Source organism: Caulobacter sp. DWP3-1-3b2 (genome assembly GCF_049896325.1).
GTDB lineage: Bacteria > Pseudomonadota > Alphaproteobacteria > Caulobacterales > Caulobacteraceae > Caulobacter.
The window spans coordinates 101,936-121,233 of the sequence record NZ_JAFCUB010000005.1 but is presented as its reverse complement, the minus strand read 5'-3'; the positions used below and the strand labels follow the sequence as shown (position 1 = coordinate 121,233).

At 67.7% G+C, this 19,298-nt stretch carries 18 protein-coding genes and 1 pseudogene; 7 read left to right on the top strand and 12 right to left on the bottom strand.

Annotation, left to right across the window (positions count from 1 at the left end; translation table 11 throughout):
- Nucleotides 1-184 precede the first annotated feature (184 nt).
- A complete protein-coding gene (locus ACP7AG_RS05515) occupies nucleotides 185-616 on the bottom strand; it encodes a helix-turn-helix domain-containing protein (protein WP_426011766.1) in 432 nt (143 codons plus the stop codon).
- Nucleotides 617-778: 162 nt separating this feature from the next.
- On the opposite strand from ACP7AG_RS05515, the gene ACP7AG_RS05510 reads away from it, so the two are divergent.
- Both ACP7AG_RS05510 and ACP7AG_RS05505 read left to right on the top strand, forming a co-directional pair.
- Nucleotides 779-1,027, top strand: coding sequence for a DUF7662 domain-containing protein (locus ACP7AG_RS05510; protein ID WP_426030091.1), 249 nt, complete (start codon nucleotides 779-781; stop codon nucleotides 1,025-1,027).
- A gap of 243 nt (nucleotides 1,028-1,270) precedes the next feature.
- Nucleotides 1,271-1,807 carry an antirestriction protein ArdA gene (locus ACP7AG_RS05505; protein ID WP_426030090.1) on the top strand — a complete coding sequence of 179 codons (537 nt, stop codon included), beginning with the start codon at nucleotides 1,271-1,273 and terminating at the stop codon, nucleotides 1,805-1,807.
- Between the two features lie 18 nt (nucleotides 1,808-1,825).
- Here the strand turns inward: ACP7AG_RS05505 and ACP7AG_RS05500 are convergent, their stop codons facing one another.
- The 5 genes from ACP7AG_RS05500 to ACP7AG_RS05480 form a co-directional block, all read right to left on the bottom strand.
- Entirely contained in the window at nucleotides 1,826-2,404 is a 579-nt protein-coding gene (locus tag ACP7AG_RS05500) for a S1/P1 nuclease (RefSeq protein ID WP_426030089.1), read from the bottom strand.
- A 69-nt stretch (nucleotides 2,405-2,473) separates the two neighbouring features.
- The gene (locus tag ACP7AG_RS05495; RefSeq protein WP_426030087.1) at nucleotides 2,474-3,091 is read right to left on the bottom strand and encodes a class I SAM-dependent methyltransferase; all 618 of its coding nucleotides are present in this window, start codon (nucleotides 3,089-3,091) and stop codon (nucleotides 2,474-2,476) included.
- A 103-nt stretch (nucleotides 3,092-3,194) separates the two neighbouring features.
- Nucleotides 3,195-6,332 carry an efflux RND transporter permease subunit gene (locus tag ACP7AG_RS05490; RefSeq protein ID WP_426030086.1) on the bottom strand — a complete coding sequence of 1,046 codons (3,138 nt, stop codon included), beginning with the start codon at nucleotides 6,330-6,332 and terminating at the stop codon, nucleotides 3,195-3,197.
- 9 nt (nucleotides 6,333-6,341) lie between these two features.
- Nucleotides 6,342-7,601 carry an efflux RND transporter periplasmic adaptor subunit gene (locus tag ACP7AG_RS05485; RefSeq protein ID WP_426030085.1) on the bottom strand — a complete coding sequence of 420 codons (1,260 nt, stop codon included), beginning with the start codon at nucleotides 7,599-7,601 and terminating at the stop codon, nucleotides 6,342-6,344.
- Nucleotides 7,598-8,893 carry a TolC family protein gene (locus ACP7AG_RS05480; protein WP_426030084.1) on the bottom strand — a complete coding sequence of 432 codons (1,296 nt, stop codon included), beginning with the start codon at nucleotides 8,891-8,893 and terminating at the stop codon, nucleotides 7,598-7,600. Before ACP7AG_RS05480 ends, ACP7AG_RS05485 begins: the two co-directional genes overlap by 4 nt.
- A gap of 115 nt (nucleotides 8,894-9,008) precedes the next feature.
- Here ACP7AG_RS05480 and ACP7AG_RS05475 point away from each other — a divergent pair, with 115 nt between their 5' ends.
- Entirely contained in the window at nucleotides 9,009-9,482 is a 474-nt protein-coding gene (locus tag ACP7AG_RS05475; RefSeq protein WP_426030083.1) for a hypothetical protein, read from the top strand.
- Here ACP7AG_RS05475 and ACP7AG_RS05470 read toward each other — a convergent pair.
- Nucleotides 9,434-10,078 (bottom strand): cation transporter, encoded by a 645-nt coding sequence (locus ACP7AG_RS05470; protein WP_426030082.1) that lies wholly within the window; start codon nucleotides 10,076-10,078, stop codon nucleotides 9,434-9,436. The two genes, ACP7AG_RS05475 and ACP7AG_RS05470, sit on opposite strands and share 49 nt — an antisense overlap.
- 74 nt (nucleotides 10,079-10,152) lie before the next feature.
- Here ACP7AG_RS05470 and ACP7AG_RS05465 point away from each other — a divergent pair, with 74 nt between their 5' ends.
- A complete protein-coding gene (locus ACP7AG_RS05465) occupies nucleotides 10,153-10,581 on the top strand; it encodes a MerR family transcriptional regulator (RefSeq protein ID WP_426011755.1) in 429 nt (142 codons plus the stop codon).
- A 109-nt stretch (nucleotides 10,582-10,690) separates the two neighbouring features.
- The gene (locus ACP7AG_RS05460; RefSeq protein ID WP_426030080.1) at nucleotides 10,691-12,202 is read left to right on the top strand and encodes a phosphoesterase; all 1,512 of its coding nucleotides are present in this window, start codon (nucleotides 10,691-10,693) and stop codon (nucleotides 12,200-12,202) included.
- Nucleotides 12,203-12,225: 23 nt separating this feature from the next.
- On the opposite strand, the gene ACP7AG_RS05455 is transcribed toward ACP7AG_RS05460, so the two are convergent.
- Nucleotides 12,226-12,555: a YnfA family protein gene (locus ACP7AG_RS05455; RefSeq protein WP_426030079.1), complete on the bottom strand. Its 330-nt coding sequence runs from the start codon at nucleotides 12,553-12,555 to the stop codon at nucleotides 12,226-12,228.
- A gap of 253 nt (nucleotides 12,556-12,808) precedes the next feature.
- Here ACP7AG_RS05455 and ACP7AG_RS05450 point away from each other — a divergent pair.
- A pseudogene (locus ACP7AG_RS05450) lies at nucleotides 12,809-13,848 on the top strand (substrate-binding domain-containing protein).
- Between the two features lie 36 nt (nucleotides 13,849-13,884).
- Here the strand turns inward: ACP7AG_RS05450 and chrA are convergent.
- The 3 genes from chrA to selD all read right to left on the bottom strand — a co-directional run bounded on the left by chrA (nucleotide 13,885) and on the right by selD (nucleotide 16,790).
- Nucleotides 13,885-15,111, bottom strand: a complete 1,227-nt coding sequence (chrA, locus tag ACP7AG_RS05445) for a chromate efflux transporter (protein ID WP_426030077.1) — start codon at nucleotides 15,109-15,111, stop codon at nucleotides 13,885-13,887.
- A 16-nt stretch (nucleotides 15,112-15,127) separates the two neighbouring features.
- Nucleotides 15,128-15,442 (bottom strand): PadR family transcriptional regulator, encoded by a 315-nt coding sequence (locus ACP7AG_RS05440; protein ID WP_426011751.1) that lies wholly within the window; start codon nucleotides 15,440-15,442, stop codon nucleotides 15,128-15,130.
- 292 nt (nucleotides 15,443-15,734) lie between these two features.
- Nucleotides 15,735-16,790 (bottom strand): selenide, water dikinase SelD, encoded by a 1,056-nt coding sequence (gene selD / locus ACP7AG_RS05435; protein WP_426030076.1) that lies wholly within the window; start codon nucleotides 16,788-16,790, stop codon nucleotides 15,735-15,737.
- 159 nt (nucleotides 16,791-16,949) lie between these two features.
- On the opposite strand from selD, the gene mnmH reads away from it, so the two are divergent.
- A complete protein-coding gene (gene mnmH, locus ACP7AG_RS05430; RefSeq protein ID WP_426030075.1) occupies nucleotides 16,950-18,038 on the top strand; it encodes a tRNA 2-selenouridine(34) synthase MnmH in 1,089 nt (362 codons plus the stop codon).
- 108 nt (nucleotides 18,039-18,146) lie between these two features.
- On the opposite strand, the gene ACP7AG_RS05425 is transcribed toward mnmH, so the two are convergent.
- Nucleotides 18,147-19,202 (bottom strand): site-specific integrase, encoded by a 1,056-nt coding sequence (locus ACP7AG_RS05425; protein WP_426030074.1) that lies wholly within the window; start codon nucleotides 19,200-19,202, stop codon nucleotides 18,147-18,149.
- Nucleotides 19,203-19,298 lie beyond the last annotated feature (96 nt).

Below are 19,298 nucleotides of genomic sequence, written 5' to 3'. Positions count from 1 at the left end.
ACCGGCGGGAGAGCAAGGTGGTTGGTCGAGAGCACTGTGTGCAGCCGGGAACGTACTGTCATCCTCATCGGACAGCCCAGGATGGGCCCTGCGGGATGCAATCTCATCATCGGGCCGTTGATGTACCCCTTGCCATCCTCGCCTCCCGCAACACGCCTGACTGACCGCCAAGCCTCGCTAATCCCTACGACGACTTCTGCTGGCCATCGTCGTCCGCCATGGCGCGAACCAGATCCAGGATCTGGCGGCGGACACGACCCTTTCCAATTTTCGGGAAGATCGCCGCCAGTTCCAGGCCCTCGGGCGTATTCAGAAAGTCCGTGATGACCCGATTGGCCGCCTCGCCGACATCGTCGCTCTCATCGGTGACAGGATCGGCAAGGCCGTCGAAGAAATATGACACCGGGACCTGGAGCGTCTTGGCGATCTCGTACAGCTTCGATGCGCTGACCCGATTGGCGCCGCGCTCGTACTTCTGGACTTGCTGAAAGGTCAGCTTGAGCGCGTCGGCAAGATGTTCCTGGCTGACGCCGAGCATCTTGCGGCGCATGCGAACGCGACCGCCGACATGGAGATCGACCAGATTGGGGGTTCGAGCTTCGGGGATAGAGGTCAAGTGTCAGCTCCGTCGGGTTTCGGCTCGGAAAGGGCCACGCGATCACAAGGCAGCGGTTCAGCGGAAGAACGGCTTGCGCCGCTCCATTTCAAGCCCGTTCTCCAATGAAGCTGTATTGGGGGCGGATTGGACGGGTCCGGATCGTTCCGTCATGCTGGTTGGATGGCCAAGTACGATCCCCTGTGCGGACATTTGCGTCGCCAACGGCACGCCGAGTTCGAACTAACCTTCCCCGAGATCGAGCGCACCCTTGGCGTCATGGTCCCCAAGAGCGCCACTCGGCCGCAATGGTGGGCGAACGTGACCGACCCCGACACGGCCCATGTCCAGCGGAAGGCTTGGCGCGAGGCCGGCTATGACGCCTTCCTTCTGGTCGGCAAGGACCGCGTGAGGTTCAAGCGATCAGGTTAGCAAGGCCCGGCAGTTCAGGTCCCCTTGGGGCATGATGATCTAGCAGGGTCTTTTTCGCCCGCGTCCGCGGGCGCTTGGCTTGGGGCGCCGCCCCCGGCGCGCTTCGGATCGTCTTCCGCCCAGCTTCGGCCGGCTTTGCCGGCCTGCCAGCCGGGTCCCCGCGAAGCCGCCGCTCCGCTTGCACCCCCGGTCTCGCCGACGGGCAAGGGTTCATGTTGAACCCCTGTTTTGAGGATGAGGAAGATGGGAGAAGTTGCTGAAAAACTTGAGCCTCGGATCTACGTCGCTTGTCTGGCCGCCTACAATAACGGGCGCCTGCATGGCGTCTGGATTGATGTCGAGGACGACGCCAACACCGACACGGTTCGCGACGCCATCAACGCCATGCTGAAGGCCTCGCCCGTGCCCGGCGCCGAGGAATACGCCATTCATGATCACGAGGGTTTTGGCGGGGTCGAGATCGCCGAATATGCCGGGATCGACAAGGTGGTGGAGATCGCCGCTTTCCTGCGTGTGTACGGCGGCTTGGGCGCCTTGGTGCTGGAGCATTTCGGCGACGACCTGGAGGCGGCGCGAACGGCCCTGGTCGAGGACTATCACGGCGTCTTCGACAGCCTTGCCGACTGCATCCAGGAGGTGACCGAGGAGGCCACGGCCATCCCCGAGCGCTTGCGCTACTACATCGATTGGGAGGCCATGGGCCGCGACGCTGAGCTCAATGGCGACATCTTCACGATCAAGACCGCTCATGACGAGGTCCACGTGTTCTGGAACCGCTGACGTCGTGGTTTCACCCACCTAGCCGAGGGCGCGATTGAGCTCATAGGCCAGTCGCACCCCGGCCCGTTGGAGTTGCAGCGCGGCGGCGGCCCGCGCCTTGGCCTCGTAGCCGTCGGGCAGCGCGATCGGCGCGGTGTCCGAAGCGCAGCCCGGCGCCGAGCCCAGGGTGTAGGCGCTCGCCTTGGCCACCGCATAGCTTTCCAGCGCCCAGGCCTTGGGCCCGTCCTTGGCCCAGGCCTTGCGTTGCGCCGGGGTGATCTGGGCGCTGAGCGCCTTTGCGATCGTCTCGGCGTCCGGCCCCAGGCCATCGACCACGACACTGTCCCAATAGCTGTGCAGGTTCACGGTGCGCGGACCGCCCAGCGCCGCGCCCTTGGGATCGTCCTCGGCCGCGTGGGCCAAGCAGTGATCGATATGGTCGTGGATCAGGGTCTTCTTGGCGGCGGCGACCGCCTTCTCGATGGCGTGAAGTTGCTGGGCCAGTTCCAGGCAGGTGCGGCCCGCCTCGATCATGGCGATGGTCTTGCGCAGATGCCGTTCGGCTCGCTTGAGCCGATTGACGATCTCGGGGTGGGTTTCATGGACGACGTGGACCATGGCTAGAACCGATCCTCCTGGAGGGGATAGCGTCCAACGGCTTTCAGGGGATGCCGACCGGCCGGCCGTTCAGCCCGTCTTGCGAAACAGGCACCGGTTGAAGGCCTGCACGCCGCCGCCCGGCGTGACGTGGTCCTCGCGCCAGCTGTCTTGCAGGCTGAAGGCCTCGCCCAGTTCGGCCGATAGGCTTTCGGGGCCGTATTGGACGATCGACAGGCCGCTGCAGCGTTCGGGGCCGCCCAGGGCGAAGGTGGCCATCAACAGCGCGCCGCCGGGCGCCAGGCCCTGTTCCAGCGCCGCGCGGTAACCGGCCCGGTCGGCGGCTTCCGTCAAGAAATGGAACACCGCCCGGTCATGCCAGATCGCATAGCGGCGCTCCGGCCGCCAGGTCGTGATGTCGGCGGCGATCCATTCGACATCGTCAGCCCTTTCCCCAAGTCGGGCTCGCGCCACGTCCAAGGCCGGTTGGGCGATGTCGAGCACGGCCAGGTCACGCCAGCCGCGTTCGAGCAGGGCGTCGACGAGGTTGGAGGCGCCACCGCCGACATCGATCAATCCTTTGGATTTGGCGGGCGTGATCCGCGCCTGGGCGTCCAGCGAAGGCGCGGGCGCGGGTTGATACCAGCTGACGGTGTCGGCGTGCTTGGTGACGTAGAGGGTTTCCCAGTGCTCGGCGCGGTCCGGCATCCTGTATCCTTGAGGCGTCGTCGGGCTGATCCCTACTGCCGAAGATGGAGACGCTCCCGCCGTTCGGCCAGGGGCCGGCGGGCGGGAGCGCTCCTCAGGAGGATCAGGCCGCGACCTCCCCGGGCTTGCGCCGCCGAGAGGCCAGGGCATAGAGCGCCGGCAGCACCAGCAGGGTCAGGATCGTCGAGGAGACGATGCCGCCGATCACCACGGTGGCCAGCGGACGCTGCACCTCCGAGCCGGCCCCGACATTGAACGCCATCGGCACGAAGCCGAGGCTGGCGACCAGGGCGGTCATCAGCACGGGGCGAAGACGCCCAAGGGCGCCTTCGCGGATCGCGTCCTCGAGATTTCGGCCTTCGTCGAGCAGGCTCCGAATGAAGGTGACCATCACCACGCCGTTCAACACCGCGACGCCCGACAAGGCGATGAACCCGACCGCCGCCGAGATCGACAGCGGCAGGCCCCGCATCATCAGGGCCGCGACCCCGCCGGTCAGGGCCAGGGGCACGCCGGAGAACACCACCCCGGCGTCCTTCCAGGAGCGAAAGAGCAGGAACAGCAAGCCGAAGATCACCAACAGGGCGGCCGGCACGACCAGTTGCAGGCGGCGCGCGGCCGAGGTCAGTTGCTCGAAGGTGCCGCCATAATCGACCCAATAGCCGGTCGGAACCTCGACTCGATCATCGACCGCCTTCCGCAGGGCGGTGACGAACGAGCCGAGGTCGCGGCCGCGGACATTGGCCGTGACCACGACCTTGCGCTTGCCATCGCTGCGGCCGATCTGGTTGGGACCGATCACCACCTCGACCTTGGCGACGTCGGCCAGGGGCACGAAGCCCCGCGCGCCGTCGGAAGCGGGCAGGGGGATTTGCAGCCTACCGATCTCGTCGACGTCTCGTCGCAGCACCTCCGGCAGGCGCACGACGATGTCGAAGCGCCGGTCGCCCTCGAAGATCTGGCCCGCGGTCGCGCCGCCGATCGAGGCGGAGACCACGTCCTGGACATCGGCGATGTTGAGGCCAAACCGCGCCAGGGCGTCGCGGTCGGGGGTGATCTGCAGCACCGGCAAGCCGGTGGTCTGCTCGACCTTGACGTCCTGGGCGCCCTCGATTTTGCCGACCACCTCCTCGATGGCCTTGCCGGTTTGCAGCAGGACGTCGAGGTCATCGCCATAGACATTGATCGCCACGTCCGAGCGCACCCCGGAGATCAGCTCGTTGAAGCGCATCTGGATCGGCTGAGTGAACTCGTAATTATTACCCGGCACGGTCTCGACGGCCTCCTGCAGTTCGGCGACCAGCTGGGCCTTGGGCTTGCGCGGATCGGGCCAGTCCTTGCGATCCTTCAGCAGCACGAAGGTGTCGGCGACGCTGGGCGGCATCGGATCGGTGGCCACCTCGGCGGTGCCCATCTTGGCCACGACCTTGTCGACCTCGGGGAATTGCTTGATCCGCGCCTCCAAAGCCGTCTGCATCTTCACCGCCTGGGTCAGGCTGGTCCCAGGAATGCGCAGGGCGTGCAGGGCGATGTCGCCTTCGTCGAGACTGGGAATGAACTCCGAGCCCATGCGCGAGGCGGCCAGGCCGGCGATCAGCACCAGGACGATCGCCCCGGCCACGAAGGCGGTCTTGAACCGCAAGGCCGTGGCCAGGGCTGGCTCATAGGCGCGCCGGGCCAGGCCCATCAGCTTGCTCTCCTTCTCCTCGACCCTGCCGGTCACGAACAGCGCGACGGCGGCGGGGACGAAGGTCAGGGACAGCAGCAGGGCCGAGGTCAGGGCGATGACGACCGTGATGGCCATCGGGTGGAACATCTTCCCCTCGACCCCGGTCAGGGCGAAGATCGGCACATAGACCAGGGTGATGATCAGCACGCCGAACAAGGACGGCTTGATGACCTCGCCGGTGGCCTCCGCGGCCAGGTCGAAGCGCTCCTGCCGTGACAGCAGCCGGCCCAGCTGGTGCTGGGCCATGCCAAACCGCCTCAGGCAGTTCTCGACGATGATCACCGCGCCGTCGACGATCAGGCCAAAGTCCAGCGCCCCCAGGCTCATCAGATTGCCCGAGGTTTTGGTCTGCACCATGCCGGTGATGGTCATCAGCATGGCCAGGGGGATGACCGCTGCGGTGATCAGGGCGGCGCGGATGTTTCCGAGCAGCAGGAACAGCACGACGATCACCAGCAGGGCGCCTTCGACCAGGTTGGTCTCGACCGTGGCGATGGTGCGATCGACGAGGTCGGTGCGGTCGTAGATCGGCTTGGCGGTGACCCCGGCCGGCAGGGCCTTGGCGGCGACCTCCAGCTTGGCGGCCACGGCGCGCGACACCGTGCGGCTGTTCTCGCCGACCAGCATCATCACCGTGCCCAGCACGACCTCGCGGCCGTTCTCGGTGGCCGCGCCGGTGCGCAGCTCCTCGCCCATCACCACGTCGGCGATATCGGCGATGCGGATCGGCGCGCCGCCGCGATTGGCGACCACGATGCGATTTAGGTCCGCGATGCCGGCGGCCTGGCCCGGCGTGCGGACCAGATATTGTTCGCCGTAGCGCTCGACATAGCCGGCGCCGACATTGGCGTTGTTGTTCTCAAGTGCGGCGATCACCTCGTCCATCGTCACGCCATAGGCCGCCAGCCGCTGCGGCCAGGGGGTGACATGGTACTGGCGGACATAGCCGCCGATGGTGTTGACCTCGGTGACGCCCGGCGTGTTGCGCAGCTGTGGCCGGACCACCCAGTCCTGCAGGGTGCGCAGGTCCTCGGGGCTGTAGGCCTCGCCACCGGGCTTGCGGGCCCCCGGGCTGGCCTCGACCGTGTACATGAAGATCTCGCCCAGCCCCGTTGCGATCGGGCCAAGCTCGGGTTCGACGCCCTTGGGCAGCTGGCCGCGAACGGTCTGCAGGCGCTCGTTGATCAGCTGGCGGGCGAAGTAGATGTCGGTCCCGTCGCGGAACACGGCGGTGACCTGGCTGAGGCCATAGCGCGAGATCGAGCGGGTGTATTCCAGGCCCGGAACCCCGGCGATGACCGTCTCGACCGGGAAGGTGACCCGTTGTTCGGATTCGAGCGGCGAGTAGCCTGCGGCCTCGGTGTTGATCTGGACTTGGACGTTGGTGATGTCGGGGGTGGCGTCGATCGGCAGGCGCTGGAAACTCCAGATCCCCAAGCCCGCCAGTACGACGACGAAAGCCATGACCGCCCAGCGATGGACGATCGAGGCGGCGATGATGCGGTTCAGCATGACGCGCCCCTAATGATCGTGGCTCGCGCCGGACTTCTCGATGTCCGCGCGAATGAGGAAGGCGCCGTCGGTGACGTACTGGGTTCCAGGCTCCAGGCCGCCCAGGACTTCCGTCCATTCGGGCGTGCGGACGCCAAGCTCCAGCATCCGTACCTCGTAGGTGTCGCCGACCTTGGCGAACACTACCTCGAAGTCCCGGAAGCGCTGGATGGCTTTGGTCCGCACCGCCAGGGCCGCCGGTCGCGAGCCGACCGTGACGGCGCCCTCGACGCCCAGGCCCGGCCGCCAGGCGGGGCCGGCCCCATCGGGCAGATGGACGTGGGCCAGCTGGGTTTGGCTGGCCATGTCGGCCGAGGGCAGGATCGACTCCACCGTGGCCAGGATGCGGTCGGTCCCCGACAGGCTGCGCACCTCGACGCTCTGGCCGACCCGGACCCGCTCGGAGTCGCGCGGATAGACGAACAGCTCGGCGTGAAGCTTGGTCGGATCGGCGATCACGAAGATCGGCCGGTCATGGGCCACGTCGCCGACATTGCTGTTCTTCTCGATGATCTGGCCCGAGATCGGGGCCGGGATCGAATAGGTCTGCAGGCTCTCAGACGACTCGACGCGGGCCACGATCTGGCCCTTGCGGACCATCTGGCCCAACTCGCCGCGCAGGCTCATGATCCGGCCGGGATACCAGGCGCGGACCTCGCCCTTGCCTTCCGGCGTTACTTCGATCCGACCGTTGAGCGTCACGGTCTCGCCGATCGCCATGGGGCCGGCCGTCTCGATCTTGACGCCGCCGGCCTGGGCGGCCTGGGCGGTCATGGTCGTGCGGCCCTCATAGGAGGCATAGCGCCAGGCGTGCGTCCTACCGCCCTCGCCGGCGCTGACCGCCACGTCGAACGAGTGCGGCTCGGCCACCACGCCCGCGCCGCGCAGATAGTCTTCCCGCGGATTGAAGGTGAAGCGATCCACTTGGCCGCCAAGCTTGGTCAGGGCCACCTCAACGGTCACCTGTCGCGGATCGATCGGCTTGTCCTTGCGGTAGGGATAGAAGCGGAACTCCGGCTCGACGCCGGTCTCGAAGACCGTCACCTCCAGGCTGAAGTCGCCGTCGCGCAGCAGGCGGCCGTTGTGGGGGCCGCGCTCGAACTCGGCTTCGGCCTCGCCATGGTCATCGGGCTTGGCGGCCTTGTCGCCGGCCCCGCAGGCGGTCAGGCCCAGGGCGGCCGTGCCCAGAAGCAGCGCCCACAGGGGGCGGCGGGTCAGGGTCGGGTTCATGGTTGAAGCTCCGTGCGGGCGAGCATCGCGTGCGCGCCGGTCAGGCGATCCAGGGCCGCCCCGTCTTGATGGAAGGATTTGAGGATCTCGACCCGGCGGGTCCTGGCGTCGATCAGGGCGCGTTGGGCGGCGATGACGTCGAGATAGCTGAAGCCGCCGCGATTGAAGCCGTCGCGAACCAGGGTCACGGCGCGCTCGGCATTGGGCAGCACCTCCGCGTCGGTCCGCTTGACCTCGGCGGCGGCGGCCGCGCGGCGAGCGATCAGGCGGGCGATCTCGCGCTCGCGTTCAATCTGGAAGGCGCCCAGATCGGCCGCGATCACCGCCCGTTCGGCACGGGCCCGGTCGATGGCGCCGCGGTTGGTGTCGTAGCGGCCCAAGGGGATGCTCGCGCCGACCACCAGGGCCACCGCACCTTCGTCCTGAAGGTGGCGGACGCCGAGGCTGACGGTGGGGTCCTGCACGGCCCGGCTCTGCTCGACGGCGATGCGGGCGGTGGCGACGTCCTGCTCGACGGCCAGCAGCTTCAGGTCTGGCGTATCGACCGCGGCGGTCGCGCCACCTGAGCGGCGGGTGTCTTCGAACAGGTCTTCCGGGACCGAGAACTCGGCCGAGCCGCTCCAATAGGCGGCCAGGGCCGCGCGCGCGTCGCGCCCGTTGGTCTGGGCCCGATCCAGGCTGACCCTGGCCTGGGCCAGTTCGGCCTCGGCGCGGGCCCCGGCGAACAGCGGGTCACGCGCGCCGGCCACGCGGCGGCTGACTTCCCGCTCGGCGCGCAGGGCCACGGCCAGGCGCTCTTCAGCCACGGCGACCTCGGCCTGCGCGGCCAGGACATCGACGAAGGCCAGTTGCACGGCCTTGGCCAGGTCGAGGCGCCGGATCTGGGCGCGGGCTTCCACCAGGCCGATCTCGCGCTGCGCCAGGGCGGTGCGCGCCTGGCGCTTGCCGCCACGCTCATAGGTCTGCTGGTAGGACAGCGTGGCTTCGGTGCGGCCCAACGTCGAGAACGGCCCGCTGCCGGTGAAGTTCTCGACCTCCATTCCAAGGCTGGGATTGGGCCGGACATTGGCCTGGCGGACATTGGCTTTCGAGGCGTCGAGGCGGGCCTTGACGCCGGCCAGCGACGGGTCGGCCGAAAGGGTTCGCCGCAGCGCCTCGTCCAGCGACAGAGGCGCGGACGACGTTTGGGTGAAGGCGGGCGTGGCGACGATCAGGGCCGTGCTCATGATGAGCGCGCGCGCGTAGGCCGCGAGGCGACGCGCGGGCGCGCGGCCCGGCGAGGTCGGGGGCATGGGAAATCTCCAAGGCAGGGATCAGCGCGGCCGAGCGGCCGGCGCGGCTACAGACAGGTCGAGGTCTGGATCAGGCCTTTGGCGGACGCTTCAGGCCGCAACCGGCCAGGCCCGCATGATGAACGCTCCGCGCCGGCGCGACGCTCTGGCGGTGGGCGGGGGCCGCGAGGGGCATGGCCAGATCAACGCCCAGGCCAACGGCGTGGTGATCCACGTGGTGCTGATGCGGCTCGCCAGCGGGATCGGCGGGGCTGGCGGGATCGTCGATCGCCGCGTCGTCGCAATGGTGATGGTCATCCCCGACATCGCCGGCGGCCTGGGTCGCATGATGTCCGGCGTGGTCGGCCATCTCGAAGGCCTGCGCCGCCGTCTGACCGGCGAGCGACAGCGCGATCGCCACACACAGCATGGCGACCCACCCGCTCGTTTGCCGAAACAGCGCCAAGCCCATGCCGACGGTGATGCGCCCGGAGCGTTCCTGATGCAAGACGCGCAAGGTCGCATTCGCGTGGTCGATCCTCCGCGAGCCCGGTGGGCGCCTCACGCCGCGGCCCTGAGTTCAGCCTGCGACTGGCGCACGATGACATAGGCCGATTGCAGGAAGACCCCAGCCAGGAAGACACCGGTGATCAGATCGGGCCAGCGCGATCCGGTCAACCAGACCAACCCTCCCGCGACAACCACGGCAAGGCTTTCGATCAGGTCGTTGCGGGTGCAGAGCCAGACGGATCGCACATTGGCGTCGCCATCGCGAAACCGCACCAGCAGCAGGGCGGCCAGGAGGTTGGCCAGAAAGCCCAGGACGCCAAGGCCAGTGATGACATTGCCCTGCGGCGGCGCGCCGGTCATCGCCCGCCAGATCGCGAAGCTCAGGACCGCGGCCGCAACGACGGCGAGGCTGGCGCCCTTGAGCAGCGCGGCGCCGGCGCGGGTTCGCGCCGACCGGCCGATGACCCAGAGGCTGATGGCGTAGGTGGCGCTATCGGCCAGGAAGTCCAGGGCGTTGGCCGCCAGGGCCGCGGACCCCTGCGCCAGGCTGCCAAACGCGACAGCGATGAAGGCCGCCACGTTGATGGCGATCACCGCCATCAGGATGCGGCGATAGGCGGGCGAGGTGCCGTCGAAGACGACGGACTGGCCGCAGCAACTGGTCGCGCAGGGTTTGGTGTCGGTCTCTACGGTCATGGCGTCCCTTGAATCAGGAGGACACTCTGCTTCCTCTAGTGACTAGAGGAGCAAGGGTCTATCATGCGCCCACGATGGAAAATCTCAGATCCTCGCCGGATGCGCCGCGCGCGATCGGCCAACTCGCCGCCCTCACGGGCGTTAAGGTCCCGACCATCCGCTTCTACGAGCAGATCGGTCTGCTGCCCGAACCGTCGCGGACATCGAGCGCCCGGCGGCAGTATGACGCCGACGCCGTTCGACGGCTCACCTTCATCCGGCACGCGCGCCAACTGGGCTTCCCCGTGGAAGCGATCCGTTCGCTGCTTGAGCTTTCCGACCATCCCGATCGCTCCTGTGAACAGGCCAACCAGCTGGCGGCGCAACAACTCGCCGCCGTCGATGAGAAGATCGCCCAGCTGCAGACGCTAAGGCGCGAACTCCACCGTCTCGCCCATGCGGGTTGCCTGGGTCAGGTCGCCGAATGTCACGTCCTTGAAAGCCTCGGCGAACCCGCGGGGTAGCCTAGTCGCGCCGCCCGACGACTTGTCATCCAATGGGGGTATCGGCCGCCGACCGCTCGACGTTGATCGCGATTCCATCGCTGCTTTTTCCCGACCTCGGAGAGATCCCTTGAAGAACTGGTTGAAGGTGAGCTCGGCGGCGGTAGGCATCGCGATGATCGCCGCCCCCGCCTTTGGCCACCAGCCGGGGCATCGCCGTTCGCCCCCTGCCGTCCATCGCGCGCATCCTTCGGCGTCGATCGCGACGCCGGCGTCGGGCGAGCGACGCTGGCTGGCGGGCGATCACCACATCCATAGCCAGTTCAGCGCCGACTACACCGAGAACGCCGCCGATCCAGCCCAGCCGCCGACCTCGGTGCTCGGCGCTGATGGTCGCTATCCCATCCCGACAAACGCCGAGATGGCCAAGACCCACGGTCTGGCCTGGATGGTCTCGACCGATCACGGCGGCCCCAACCATTCCAAGATCGATCATGATCTGGCCTATCCTGAGCTGATGCGCTCGCGCCTGCTGGTGCCGGAGGTCTTGCAGTTCTACGGCATGGAATTTGACACCCCGGCCGGCGATCACAGCAGCCTCATCGTGCCCAACACGCGTGACGAGCGCGAGGCGCTCCACGGCATCGAGCATGGCTTCTCCAAGCGGGATACCTGGCCGCGCGATCCCTCCCGGGACACCGAGCCAAGGATGATCGACGCCTTGACGCACATGAAGGCGCTGAAGTCGCCGCCGATCGTCATCGCCAACCACCCGTCTCGTTCGGCCACCGGCGTCGGCGCCTGGGGCGCCTACACGCCCCAGGAGTTTCGAAACTGGAACGACACGGCGCCCAATGTCGCCATCGGCATGGAGGGCGCGCCGGGGCACCAAGCGTCCGCCCTTCGCGCTGACGGGTCCAGCAATCGGCTAGGCGTCAGGGGTGGCTACGGCAAATCCCCGACGCTTGGCGGTTTCGATCAGATGACCGCCCGACTGGGCGGGTTCTGGGACGCGATGTTGGGCGAGGGGCGTGGCTGGTGGATCACCTCCACCTCGGATTCCCACCACAACTGGCGCGACGGCGGCGATGATTTCTGGCCAGGCGAATACTCGAAGACCTATGTGCTCGCGACGCGCGATCACGCCGACATCCTGGAGGGTCTTCGCGGCGGCCGCGTGTTCGTCACGACCGGCGACCTGATCTCCGAGCTCGACTTGACGGTGAGGACGATCGGCGGCCACGAGGCGATGATTGACGGCGAAGTCCGCGGCAAGCCCGGTGAGGCGGTCGAGGTCAAGATCCGTGTGGGCGATCCAGCCGGCGCCAACCATGCCGGCCGGCGGCCCGAGGTCAGGCGCATCGACCTGATCGTGGGCCGGGTCACCGGGCCGGCGGCGGACCGTTCAGCCGACACCAACCCGACCACACGCGTCGAGCAGCGGTTCACGCCAGAGACCTGGGTGCGGGATGGGGAATATATCGTCGTGACCCACACCCTGCCGCGCCTCGACGCCAGCCTGTACCTGCGGGTCCGCGGAACCAGCACCGATGAGTTGGAGCCGGTCGCGGACGTCGCTGGCGAAGACCCCTGGGCCGACCTCTGGTTCTATTCCAATCCGGTGTTCATAAACAAACTCTAGGCGCGACCAGCCGCGCAATTGCTTCACGCGCCGCGCGGCCCCAGCAGGATGACGCCGGCGCCGACCAGGCAGATCAGCGCTCCGATCGCGTCCCAGCGATCCGGACGCAGGCCTTCCACCGACCACAGCCAGGCCAGGGACGCGCAGATATAGACCCCGCCATAGGCGGCGTAGGCGCGGCCCGCGGCGCTGCTGTCGACCTGGGTCAGCAGCCAGGCGAACAGGGCCAGGCACGCCATGCCCGGCGCCAGCCACCAGATCGACTTCCCCTGCCGCAGCCAAGCCCAGAAGCTGAAGCAGCCGGCGATCTCGGCCACGGCGGCGGCGATGTAGAGGAAGGCGGTCTTGGTCATTGGCGATCCTATCCGACGCGTCGTCGGACCGTTTAGCCCGCCGGCGAGGCTCTTGGCGATCACGTGATCAAATTCCCGCGAGCAGGCCGGCGCGGCGCAACGCCCAACTTCAGCTTCGCATCTCTGACACATGCCGCTGCTATTGAAATCGACATACGATATCGAACTTCGAGTTTGATGAAGCACGCCCTTAGGGCAGGTCTCGAAGATGAGGAAGCCGCCGCAGTGCGGCGCATCGCAAGGGAAGGTAGCCATGAAGAGTCTGATCGGTGTCGTTGCGGGCGTGGCGCTGCTCTCCGGCGCTTCGAGCGCCCAGGCCGCGCGAGACTTCGTCTGGGCGACGGGCTCGTCGACAGTCCATCCGTTCGCGCTCCGCGTCGCCGAGAACACCACGCGCAAGACCGGCGGCAAGATCGCCAAGATCGAGAGCACCGGCACCGGCGGCGGCTTCAAGTCGTTCTGCGGCGGAACGGGCGAGCGCTTCCCCGACATCGCCAATGCGTCGCGACCGATGAAGAAGGCGGAGTTCGAAGCCTGCAACGCCAACGGGGTCACCGGCGTCGTCGAGCTGAAGATCGGTTTCGACGGCGTGGTGGTCGCGGTCGACGACAAGGCCCCGGACTATGGCTTCACCGTCGAGCAACTCTATCTTGGCCTGGCCGCCAACAGCCTTCGCGGCGGCCAGTTCGTCGCCAATCCCTTCCAGACCTGGAAGGAGGTGTCGCCAAGCCTGCCGGCCGCGCCGATCCGCGTCTATGGACCGCCGCCTGGTTCAGGCACCCGCGACGCCTTCGTCGAACTGGCGATCGAGGCGGGGGCGAGCAAGCTGCCGTCCGGGCAGGCGCTACGGGCGAAGGATCCGGCCGCCTTCCGAGCCAAGGTCGATCCGCTCCGGCCGGACGGAGCCTGGACCGACGCCGGCGAAAACGACAACGACATCGTCGAGACCATCGAGCGCCGCCCTGGCGTGCTGGGCGTCTTTGGCTACTCGTTCCTGGCTCAGAACGACCATCTGATCAAGGCGGCTAGCATCAGCGGCGTCAAGCCGACCCCGCAGACGATCACCAACGGCAGCTATCCGCTGTCGCGTGCCCTCTACATCTACGTCAAGACGGCCAATCTCGGCGATACGCCCGGATTGAAGCCTTCATCGCCGAGTTGGTGTCGGATTCGGCGGTGGGGCGCGGCGGATACCTCCAGCAGCGCGGACTGGTGCCGCTTCCACCAGCGCAACATCAGGCAGTGAGGGCCGCGGCCGTTTCGGCCCGGCCGATGGCCGCGCCCAAGGAGTGACGGGCAGGTTGGTGCGATGGGTCTCTCGCCGGCCGGCTAGGTCGTCATCTTGATGAGCATGGCGCCGGCGACGCACAAGATCACGACGGCCAGCGGCGGCGCCTTCCAGCGCTCCAGGAGCAGGAACCCGGTCGCCGCGATGGCGACGTCGCGTCCGTCGCGGATGGCGCTCGTCCAGATGGGGTCATAGAGCGCCGCCGCCAGCACGCCGACCACGGCGGCATTGACCCCGGCCAATCCTCCCTTGGCCGCCGGGTGTCGGCTGATCCAGCTCCACAGCGGCACGCCCGCCAGTACGAGCAGCATGCCCGGGAGGAAGATGAAGACGGTGGCGACCAGGGCCCAGAGGGCGGTCGTCATGGCGCCGTGCGGGGACCCGGCCGCCGCGCCGAGATAGGTGGCGAAGGTGAACAGCGGGCCCGGGACGGCCTGGGTTGCGCCATAGCCGGCCAGGAACCTGTCCTCGCTCAGCCAGCCTTGCGGAACGAGGCTGTCGTGCAGCAGCGGCAGGACCACGTGGCCGCCGCCGAACACCAGGGCGCCGGCGCGATAGAACACCCCCATCAGGTCCGTCGTCGAACCCGGGGCGAGGCTGCCCAGCCAGGGCAGGCCGACGAGCAGCGCGATGAAGACCGCGAAGGCGGCGACGCCGACGCGCCGGCGCACGGGCAGGGCCGGCGGCGACGGCGGCAGGTCCACACCGCGGCAGAGGATCACGCCGCCGATGGCTCCCAGAGCCAGGGCGACCAGTTGCAGCGCCGCGCCGCCGACCACCAGCAGAAGGGCGGCGGCGACCAGGGCCAGGCCGGCGCGCGGCAGGTCCGGGCAGAGCTTGCGCGCCATGCTCCACACCGCCTGGGCGACGACAGCGACGGCCACGAGCTTGAGGCCATGCAATCCCGCCAGCGTCAGCGGATCCTTCAGGGCCGGGGCGGCCAGGGCGAACAGGTAAAGCGCCAGGGCCGAGGGCAGGGTGAAGCCGATCCAGGCGGCCAGGGCTCCCAGCCAGCCGGCCCGCTTGAGCCCGATCAGCGCCCCGACCTGGCTGCTGGCCGGTCCGGGCAGCATCTGGCACAGCGCCACCAGGCCGGCATACTCGTCCGCCGACAGCCATTGGCGGCGCTGGACATAGGCGCGTTCGAAATAGGCCAGGTGGGCGATCGGTCCGCCGAACGAGGTCAGGCCCAGGCCCAGCGACACCGCCAGGACCTCGAAGGCCGATCGTCGCGGCGCGGGCGACGCCACGGGCTCCGCCGTCGTCATGCCCGGCCTTCCGCCGTCAGGCCGGGGCCTGGTCGTGGACCTCGCGCACCAGTTCGCGCACGCGCAGCTTGGCGATGGCGAGCGCCTCCAAGCCCAAGGGCGTGGCCCGATAGAGCCGCCGGAAGGTCTTGCCGATCTGTTCCTTGCGCGAGGCCAGGTAGCCCTTGCGTTCCATGCCGTGCAGCATCGGGTAGAGCGTGCCGGGGCTGAGCTTGTAGCCGTGGTGGCCAAGCTCCTCGATCATCCATTGCCCGTAGATCTCGCCGTCGGCGGCGTGATGCAAGACGTGCAGCCGGATCAGGCCGGCGAGGAGATCGTGGTGTTCCAGCACGCAAGGTCATTCCGTTGACAGCTCCACGAAATCGGATATCGATAACGAGGGCCGTAATAGGCGCGGTCGAGACCCCTGTCACGGCTTGTTCAAGCCGTTCGAGCCCCCTCGCGCACCTTACAGGACAAGCGCGCGATGAGACCAGCCACACCTTCCCCAACTCGTTCGCCGTCCCGCCGCGCCGCCTTCGCTGCCACCGTCGGTCTCGCCGCCGGCGCGGCCCTGCTGCTGCCGGGATGCACCAAGGGAGAGGATAGGGACAAGAAAAGGCGAGGGCGGGGTTTCGGCCCCCTCAGGTGAGGAAGGCGTCGACTCTCACCTCCGGCGGTCCAGCCGTCATCCGCCCGACCACCCTGGCGGCGTTGAAGCCCGCGTCCACGACCGTGCGTAGAACGGCGTCGGCGTCCTCGGGGGCGACCGCGATCAGCAGGCCGCCGCTAGTCTGCGGATCGGCGAGCAAATCCCGCCGCCAGTCCGGGGCGGCGGGGGGAATCTGGACTGCCGCGCCATAGCTGGCCCAGTTGCGAACGGCGGCTCCGGTGCGGACCCCCGCCTGGGCCAGGGCCGCGACCTCGGGAAGCAGGACCGGCGCGTCGGCGTCGAGTTCGGCGGCGAGCCCAGCGCCGCGGCACATCTCGAGTAGATGGCCCAGCAGGCCAAACCCGGTCACATCGGTAACGGCATGGACCCCGGCGATGTCCCCCAGCACCGAGCCGACGGTGTTCAACTGGGTGGTGGTGGCGATCAGGGCCGCGTAGCCCTCGGCCGACAGGCGCTGCTGCTTGAACGCCGCGCTCAGCACGCCGACGCCCAAGGCCTTGGTCAGGATCAGAACGTCGCCGGCCCGCGCGCCGCGGTTGGACAGCACGCGGTCGGGATGGACCAGACCCAGGGCGACCAGGCCGTAGATCGGCTCGACGCTGTCGATGGAGTGGCCGCCGGCGATCGGCACGCCGGCCGCCGCGCAGACCGAGGCCCCGCCGGCCAGGATCGCGCCGATGGTCTCCAACGGCAGCTTGTCGATGGGCATGCCGACGATTGCCAGGGCGAAGATCGGCGTCGCCCCCATCGCATAGACGTCCGATAGCGCGTTGGTCGCGGCGATGCGCCCAAAGTCATGGGGATCGTCGACGACGGGCATGAAGAAGTCGGTGGTGGCAACCAGGGCCTGCTGGTCGTTCAGCCGCCAGACCGCGGCGTCGTCCGAGGTTTCGGTTCCCACCATCAGGTTGGGAAACAGGCCGGCGGCCGGCGATTGGGCCAGAATCTCGCGCAGCACGGCGGGCGACAGCTTGCAGCCGCAGCCGCCGCCGTGGGCCAGGGAGGTCAGTCGAACGGGATCGGGCAAGCGGACGGCTCCTGCAACATCGCCACCACGATCCGGGCGAGTCTTCTCGCGGGGACCTTACGATTCCCCGGCGCGTCGCGCATAGTCGCCGCTGAGAAAAGCGATGATGACGAGATCCGACAGGATGATGATCGACCCGTGGCGGACCCTCAGGCGGACATGAAGCCGCTTCAAGTCCTGAAATCCGCCGATCCCGCCGCGCTCGCGGCCTATGACCAGATCATCGATGTGCGCAGTCCCGGCGAGTTCGCCCAGGACCATCTGCCCGGGGCGATCAACCTGCCGGTGCTCGACGACGCCCAGCGCGCAGAGGTCGGAACGATCTACGTCCAAAAATCGCGGCTGCGCGCCAACCGGATCGGCGCGGCCCATGTGGCGCGCAACATCGCCCATCACCTGGAGACCAGTCTCGCCGACCGACCCGAGGACTTCAAACCCCTGGTCTATTGCTGGCGCGGTGGGCAGCGGTCCAACGCCATGGCCACCATCCTTCAGCGGGTTGGCTGGCGGACGGCGGTGCTGGAGGGCGGCTACAAGACCTATCGTCGCTGGGTGCAGGCCAGACTCTATGACGCGCCCTGCGATCTGGACCTGGTCCTGCTGGACGGTGACACCGGCTCGGCTAAGACGGCGATCCTCAACGATCTGGCCCGCCTTGGCGTGCAGACCATCGACTTGGAAGGCCTGGCCTGTCATCGCGGCTCGCTGTTCGGGGCGGTGTCCGGCCAGCCGCAACCGGGTCAGAAGCTGTTCGAGAGCCAACTGATCGCGGCGCTCGACGGGCTCGATCCAGCGCGGCCGGTGGTCGTGGAGGCCGAGTCCAGCAAGATCGGCAACCGCGTCGTGCCGCCGATGCTATGGGAGGCGATGCGCCGGGCGCCGCGGATCGAGGTTACCGCGCCACTGCCGGAACGGGCGCGCTACCTGGTCGAGGCCTATGGCGATATCGGCCACCAGCGCGAGGCGCTGTTGGCGATCCTCGAGCGCCTGCCGATCCATCCCAGCCAGAAGCGGCTCGCGGCTTGGCGCGAGATGGTCGAGGCGGGAGCCCTGGCGGATCTGGCTGAAGCCTTGATGGCCGCCCATTATGATCTGGCCTATGCGCGAGAGCGTCGAAAGTCCCAACACGCAACCTTAGCCAGCCTCGCTCTCGATCGGCTGAATCCTGCCGCGCTGGACCGGGCTGCGGCCAGGATTGTCGAGATCATCACCGCCCGCGTGTGTTCGCGCGTCGCCGGAGAGACCTGAGACCACAATGGCGGGCTATCGCCGGCGGATACAGCAAGGTCGGCTTGCGGAAGCGCTAGGCTCGCCTGTCGTCAGACCGCCGCCCGCGATGCGACAGTCGAGTGGGGATCAGGCCGCCGTTCTGCCAGCTAGGACGTCGTGAATCGATTCCGGGCGGAGGTGGGTGTAGCGCTTGAGCATCTTCCAATCCTTGTGGCCGCTGACCAGAGCGGCCTGTTCGATGCGCAGGCCCAGCTCGAACAAACGGCTGGTGCCCTCGTGGCGGAGATCGTGGAAGCGGAGGTCGTTGATCGCCAGCTTGGCGCAGGCCCGTGTGAAGGCGGCGCTGATCGACTTGCCGTTATACGGGAAGATGCGTTGTTCGGCGTTGCGCCGAAGCTCGCGCTGCACCTCGATCAAGGCCACCGCGTCGAAACCAGACGCGGCCAGGAGTGGGATCCTCTGGTCGTTGCCGGCCTTGTTTCGAGGGTCCTTTCGGTCCCGAATGATCAGCATCTTTGTGCGGGCCAGATAGTCGTCCCAAACGATGCGACAGATCTCGTCTTGGCGCATGGCTGTGGCGATGGCGAACTTCATGATCCGCGACATCGGCAAGGTCAGGCGGTTCATGGTGTCGAAGTAGAGGAACAGCCGCTCGAGTTCCTCGTCGGTGGGACGTCGATCACGCTCGTTGCTCTTGCCGATCAGGCCGAGGTGGGTGAGGGCGACACGCGCCACATCCACCTGGTCGGGCTTGGTCTCAATGTCATGTAGCGCAGCGACGCTGATCAGGACGGTCTTGATCGTGCCGATATACATGCCCACCGTCACGGGACCCGCGCCGCCCTTGGCGCGGCGCTTGCCAAAAGCGATGAGCGGAAGGCGGTCCAGTTCGGCGAACTTCGACTTCCCGACCGGATCGGCCTTCAACATCTTAAGCATGTCGAGCTTGGTTCGACCGATCTTCTTGCCGACCGACTTGAGGTCTTCGATATGCAGATCGATCAGGTCAACCAGGGTCCGCTTGTCCGCGATACGGGTGGACTTGGGCTTGCCGCCCCGATCGATGGTGCTCTCGGCCGCCGTGGCCCAACGCCGCGCGTCCTCGCGCCGGTGGAAGGTCTCGCTTATATAGCGCCCCTTGCGGCGGACAACGGCGCGCCAGGACCCGGACGGGAGCTTCACGAACGTGGCCAATTTTCGTGTACTCCCTGTGTACAGTGAGGCGTCGTACCGTGGCGAAAAGTGGCGTGTTTCAGCGTATTTTAGGTGTACACGCCG

What these genes read in the sequence shown, in the direction of transcription:
- ACP7AG_RS05455 (WP_426030079.1), bottom strand. Translation starts at nt 12,555, where the DNA reads ATGACCAAGACCGCCTTCCTCTACATCGCCGCCGCCGTGGCCGAGATC.
- ACP7AG_RS05485 (WP_426030085.1), bottom strand. Translation starts at nt 7,601, where the DNA reads ATGAACCCGACCCTGACCCGCCGCCCCCTGTGGGCGCTGCTTCTGGGC.
- ACP7AG_RS05505 (WP_426030090.1), top strand. Translation starts at nt 1,271, where the DNA reads ATGGGAGAAGTTGCTGAAAAACTTGAGCCTCGGATCTACGTCGCTTGT.
- mnmH (WP_426030075.1), top strand. Translation starts at nt 16,950, where the DNA reads ATGAAGCCGCTTCAAGTCCTGAAATCCGCCGATCCCGCCGCGCTCGCG.
- chrA (WP_426030077.1), bottom strand. Translation starts at nt 15,111, where the DNA reads ATGACGACGGCGGAGCCCGTGGCGTCGCCCGCGCCGCGACGATCGGCC.
- ACP7AG_RS05475 (WP_426030083.1), top strand. Translation starts at nt 9,009, where the DNA reads ATGATGAACGCTCCGCGCCGGCGCGACGCTCTGGCGGTGGGCGGGGGC.
- ACP7AG_RS05495 (WP_426030087.1), bottom strand. Translation starts at nt 3,091, where the DNA reads ATGCCGGACCGCGCCGAGCACTGGGAAACCCTCTACGTCACCAAGCAC.
- ACP7AG_RS05500 (WP_426030089.1), bottom strand. Translation starts at nt 2,404, where the DNA reads ATGGTCCACGTCGTCCATGAAACCCACCCCGAGATCGTCAATCGGCTC.
- ACP7AG_RS05465 (WP_426011755.1), top strand. Translation starts at nt 10,153, where the DNA reads ATGGAAAATCTCAGATCCTCGCCGGATGCGCCGCGCGCGATCGGCCAA.
- ACP7AG_RS05480 (WP_426030084.1), bottom strand. Translation starts at nt 8,893, where the DNA reads ATGCCCCCGACCTCGCCGGGCCGCGCGCCCGCGCGTCGCCTCGCGGCC.
- ACP7AG_RS05510 (WP_426030091.1), top strand. Translation starts at nt 779, where the DNA reads ATGGCCAAGTACGATCCCCTGTGCGGACATTTGCGTCGCCAACGGCAC.
- ACP7AG_RS05470 (WP_426030082.1), bottom strand. Translation starts at nt 10,078, where the DNA reads ATGACCGTAGAGACCGACACCAAACCCTGCGCGACCAGTTGCTGCGGC.
- ACP7AG_RS05490 (WP_426030086.1), bottom strand. Translation starts at nt 6,332, where the DNA reads ATGCTGAACCGCATCATCGCCGCCTCGATCGTCCATCGCTGGGCGGTC.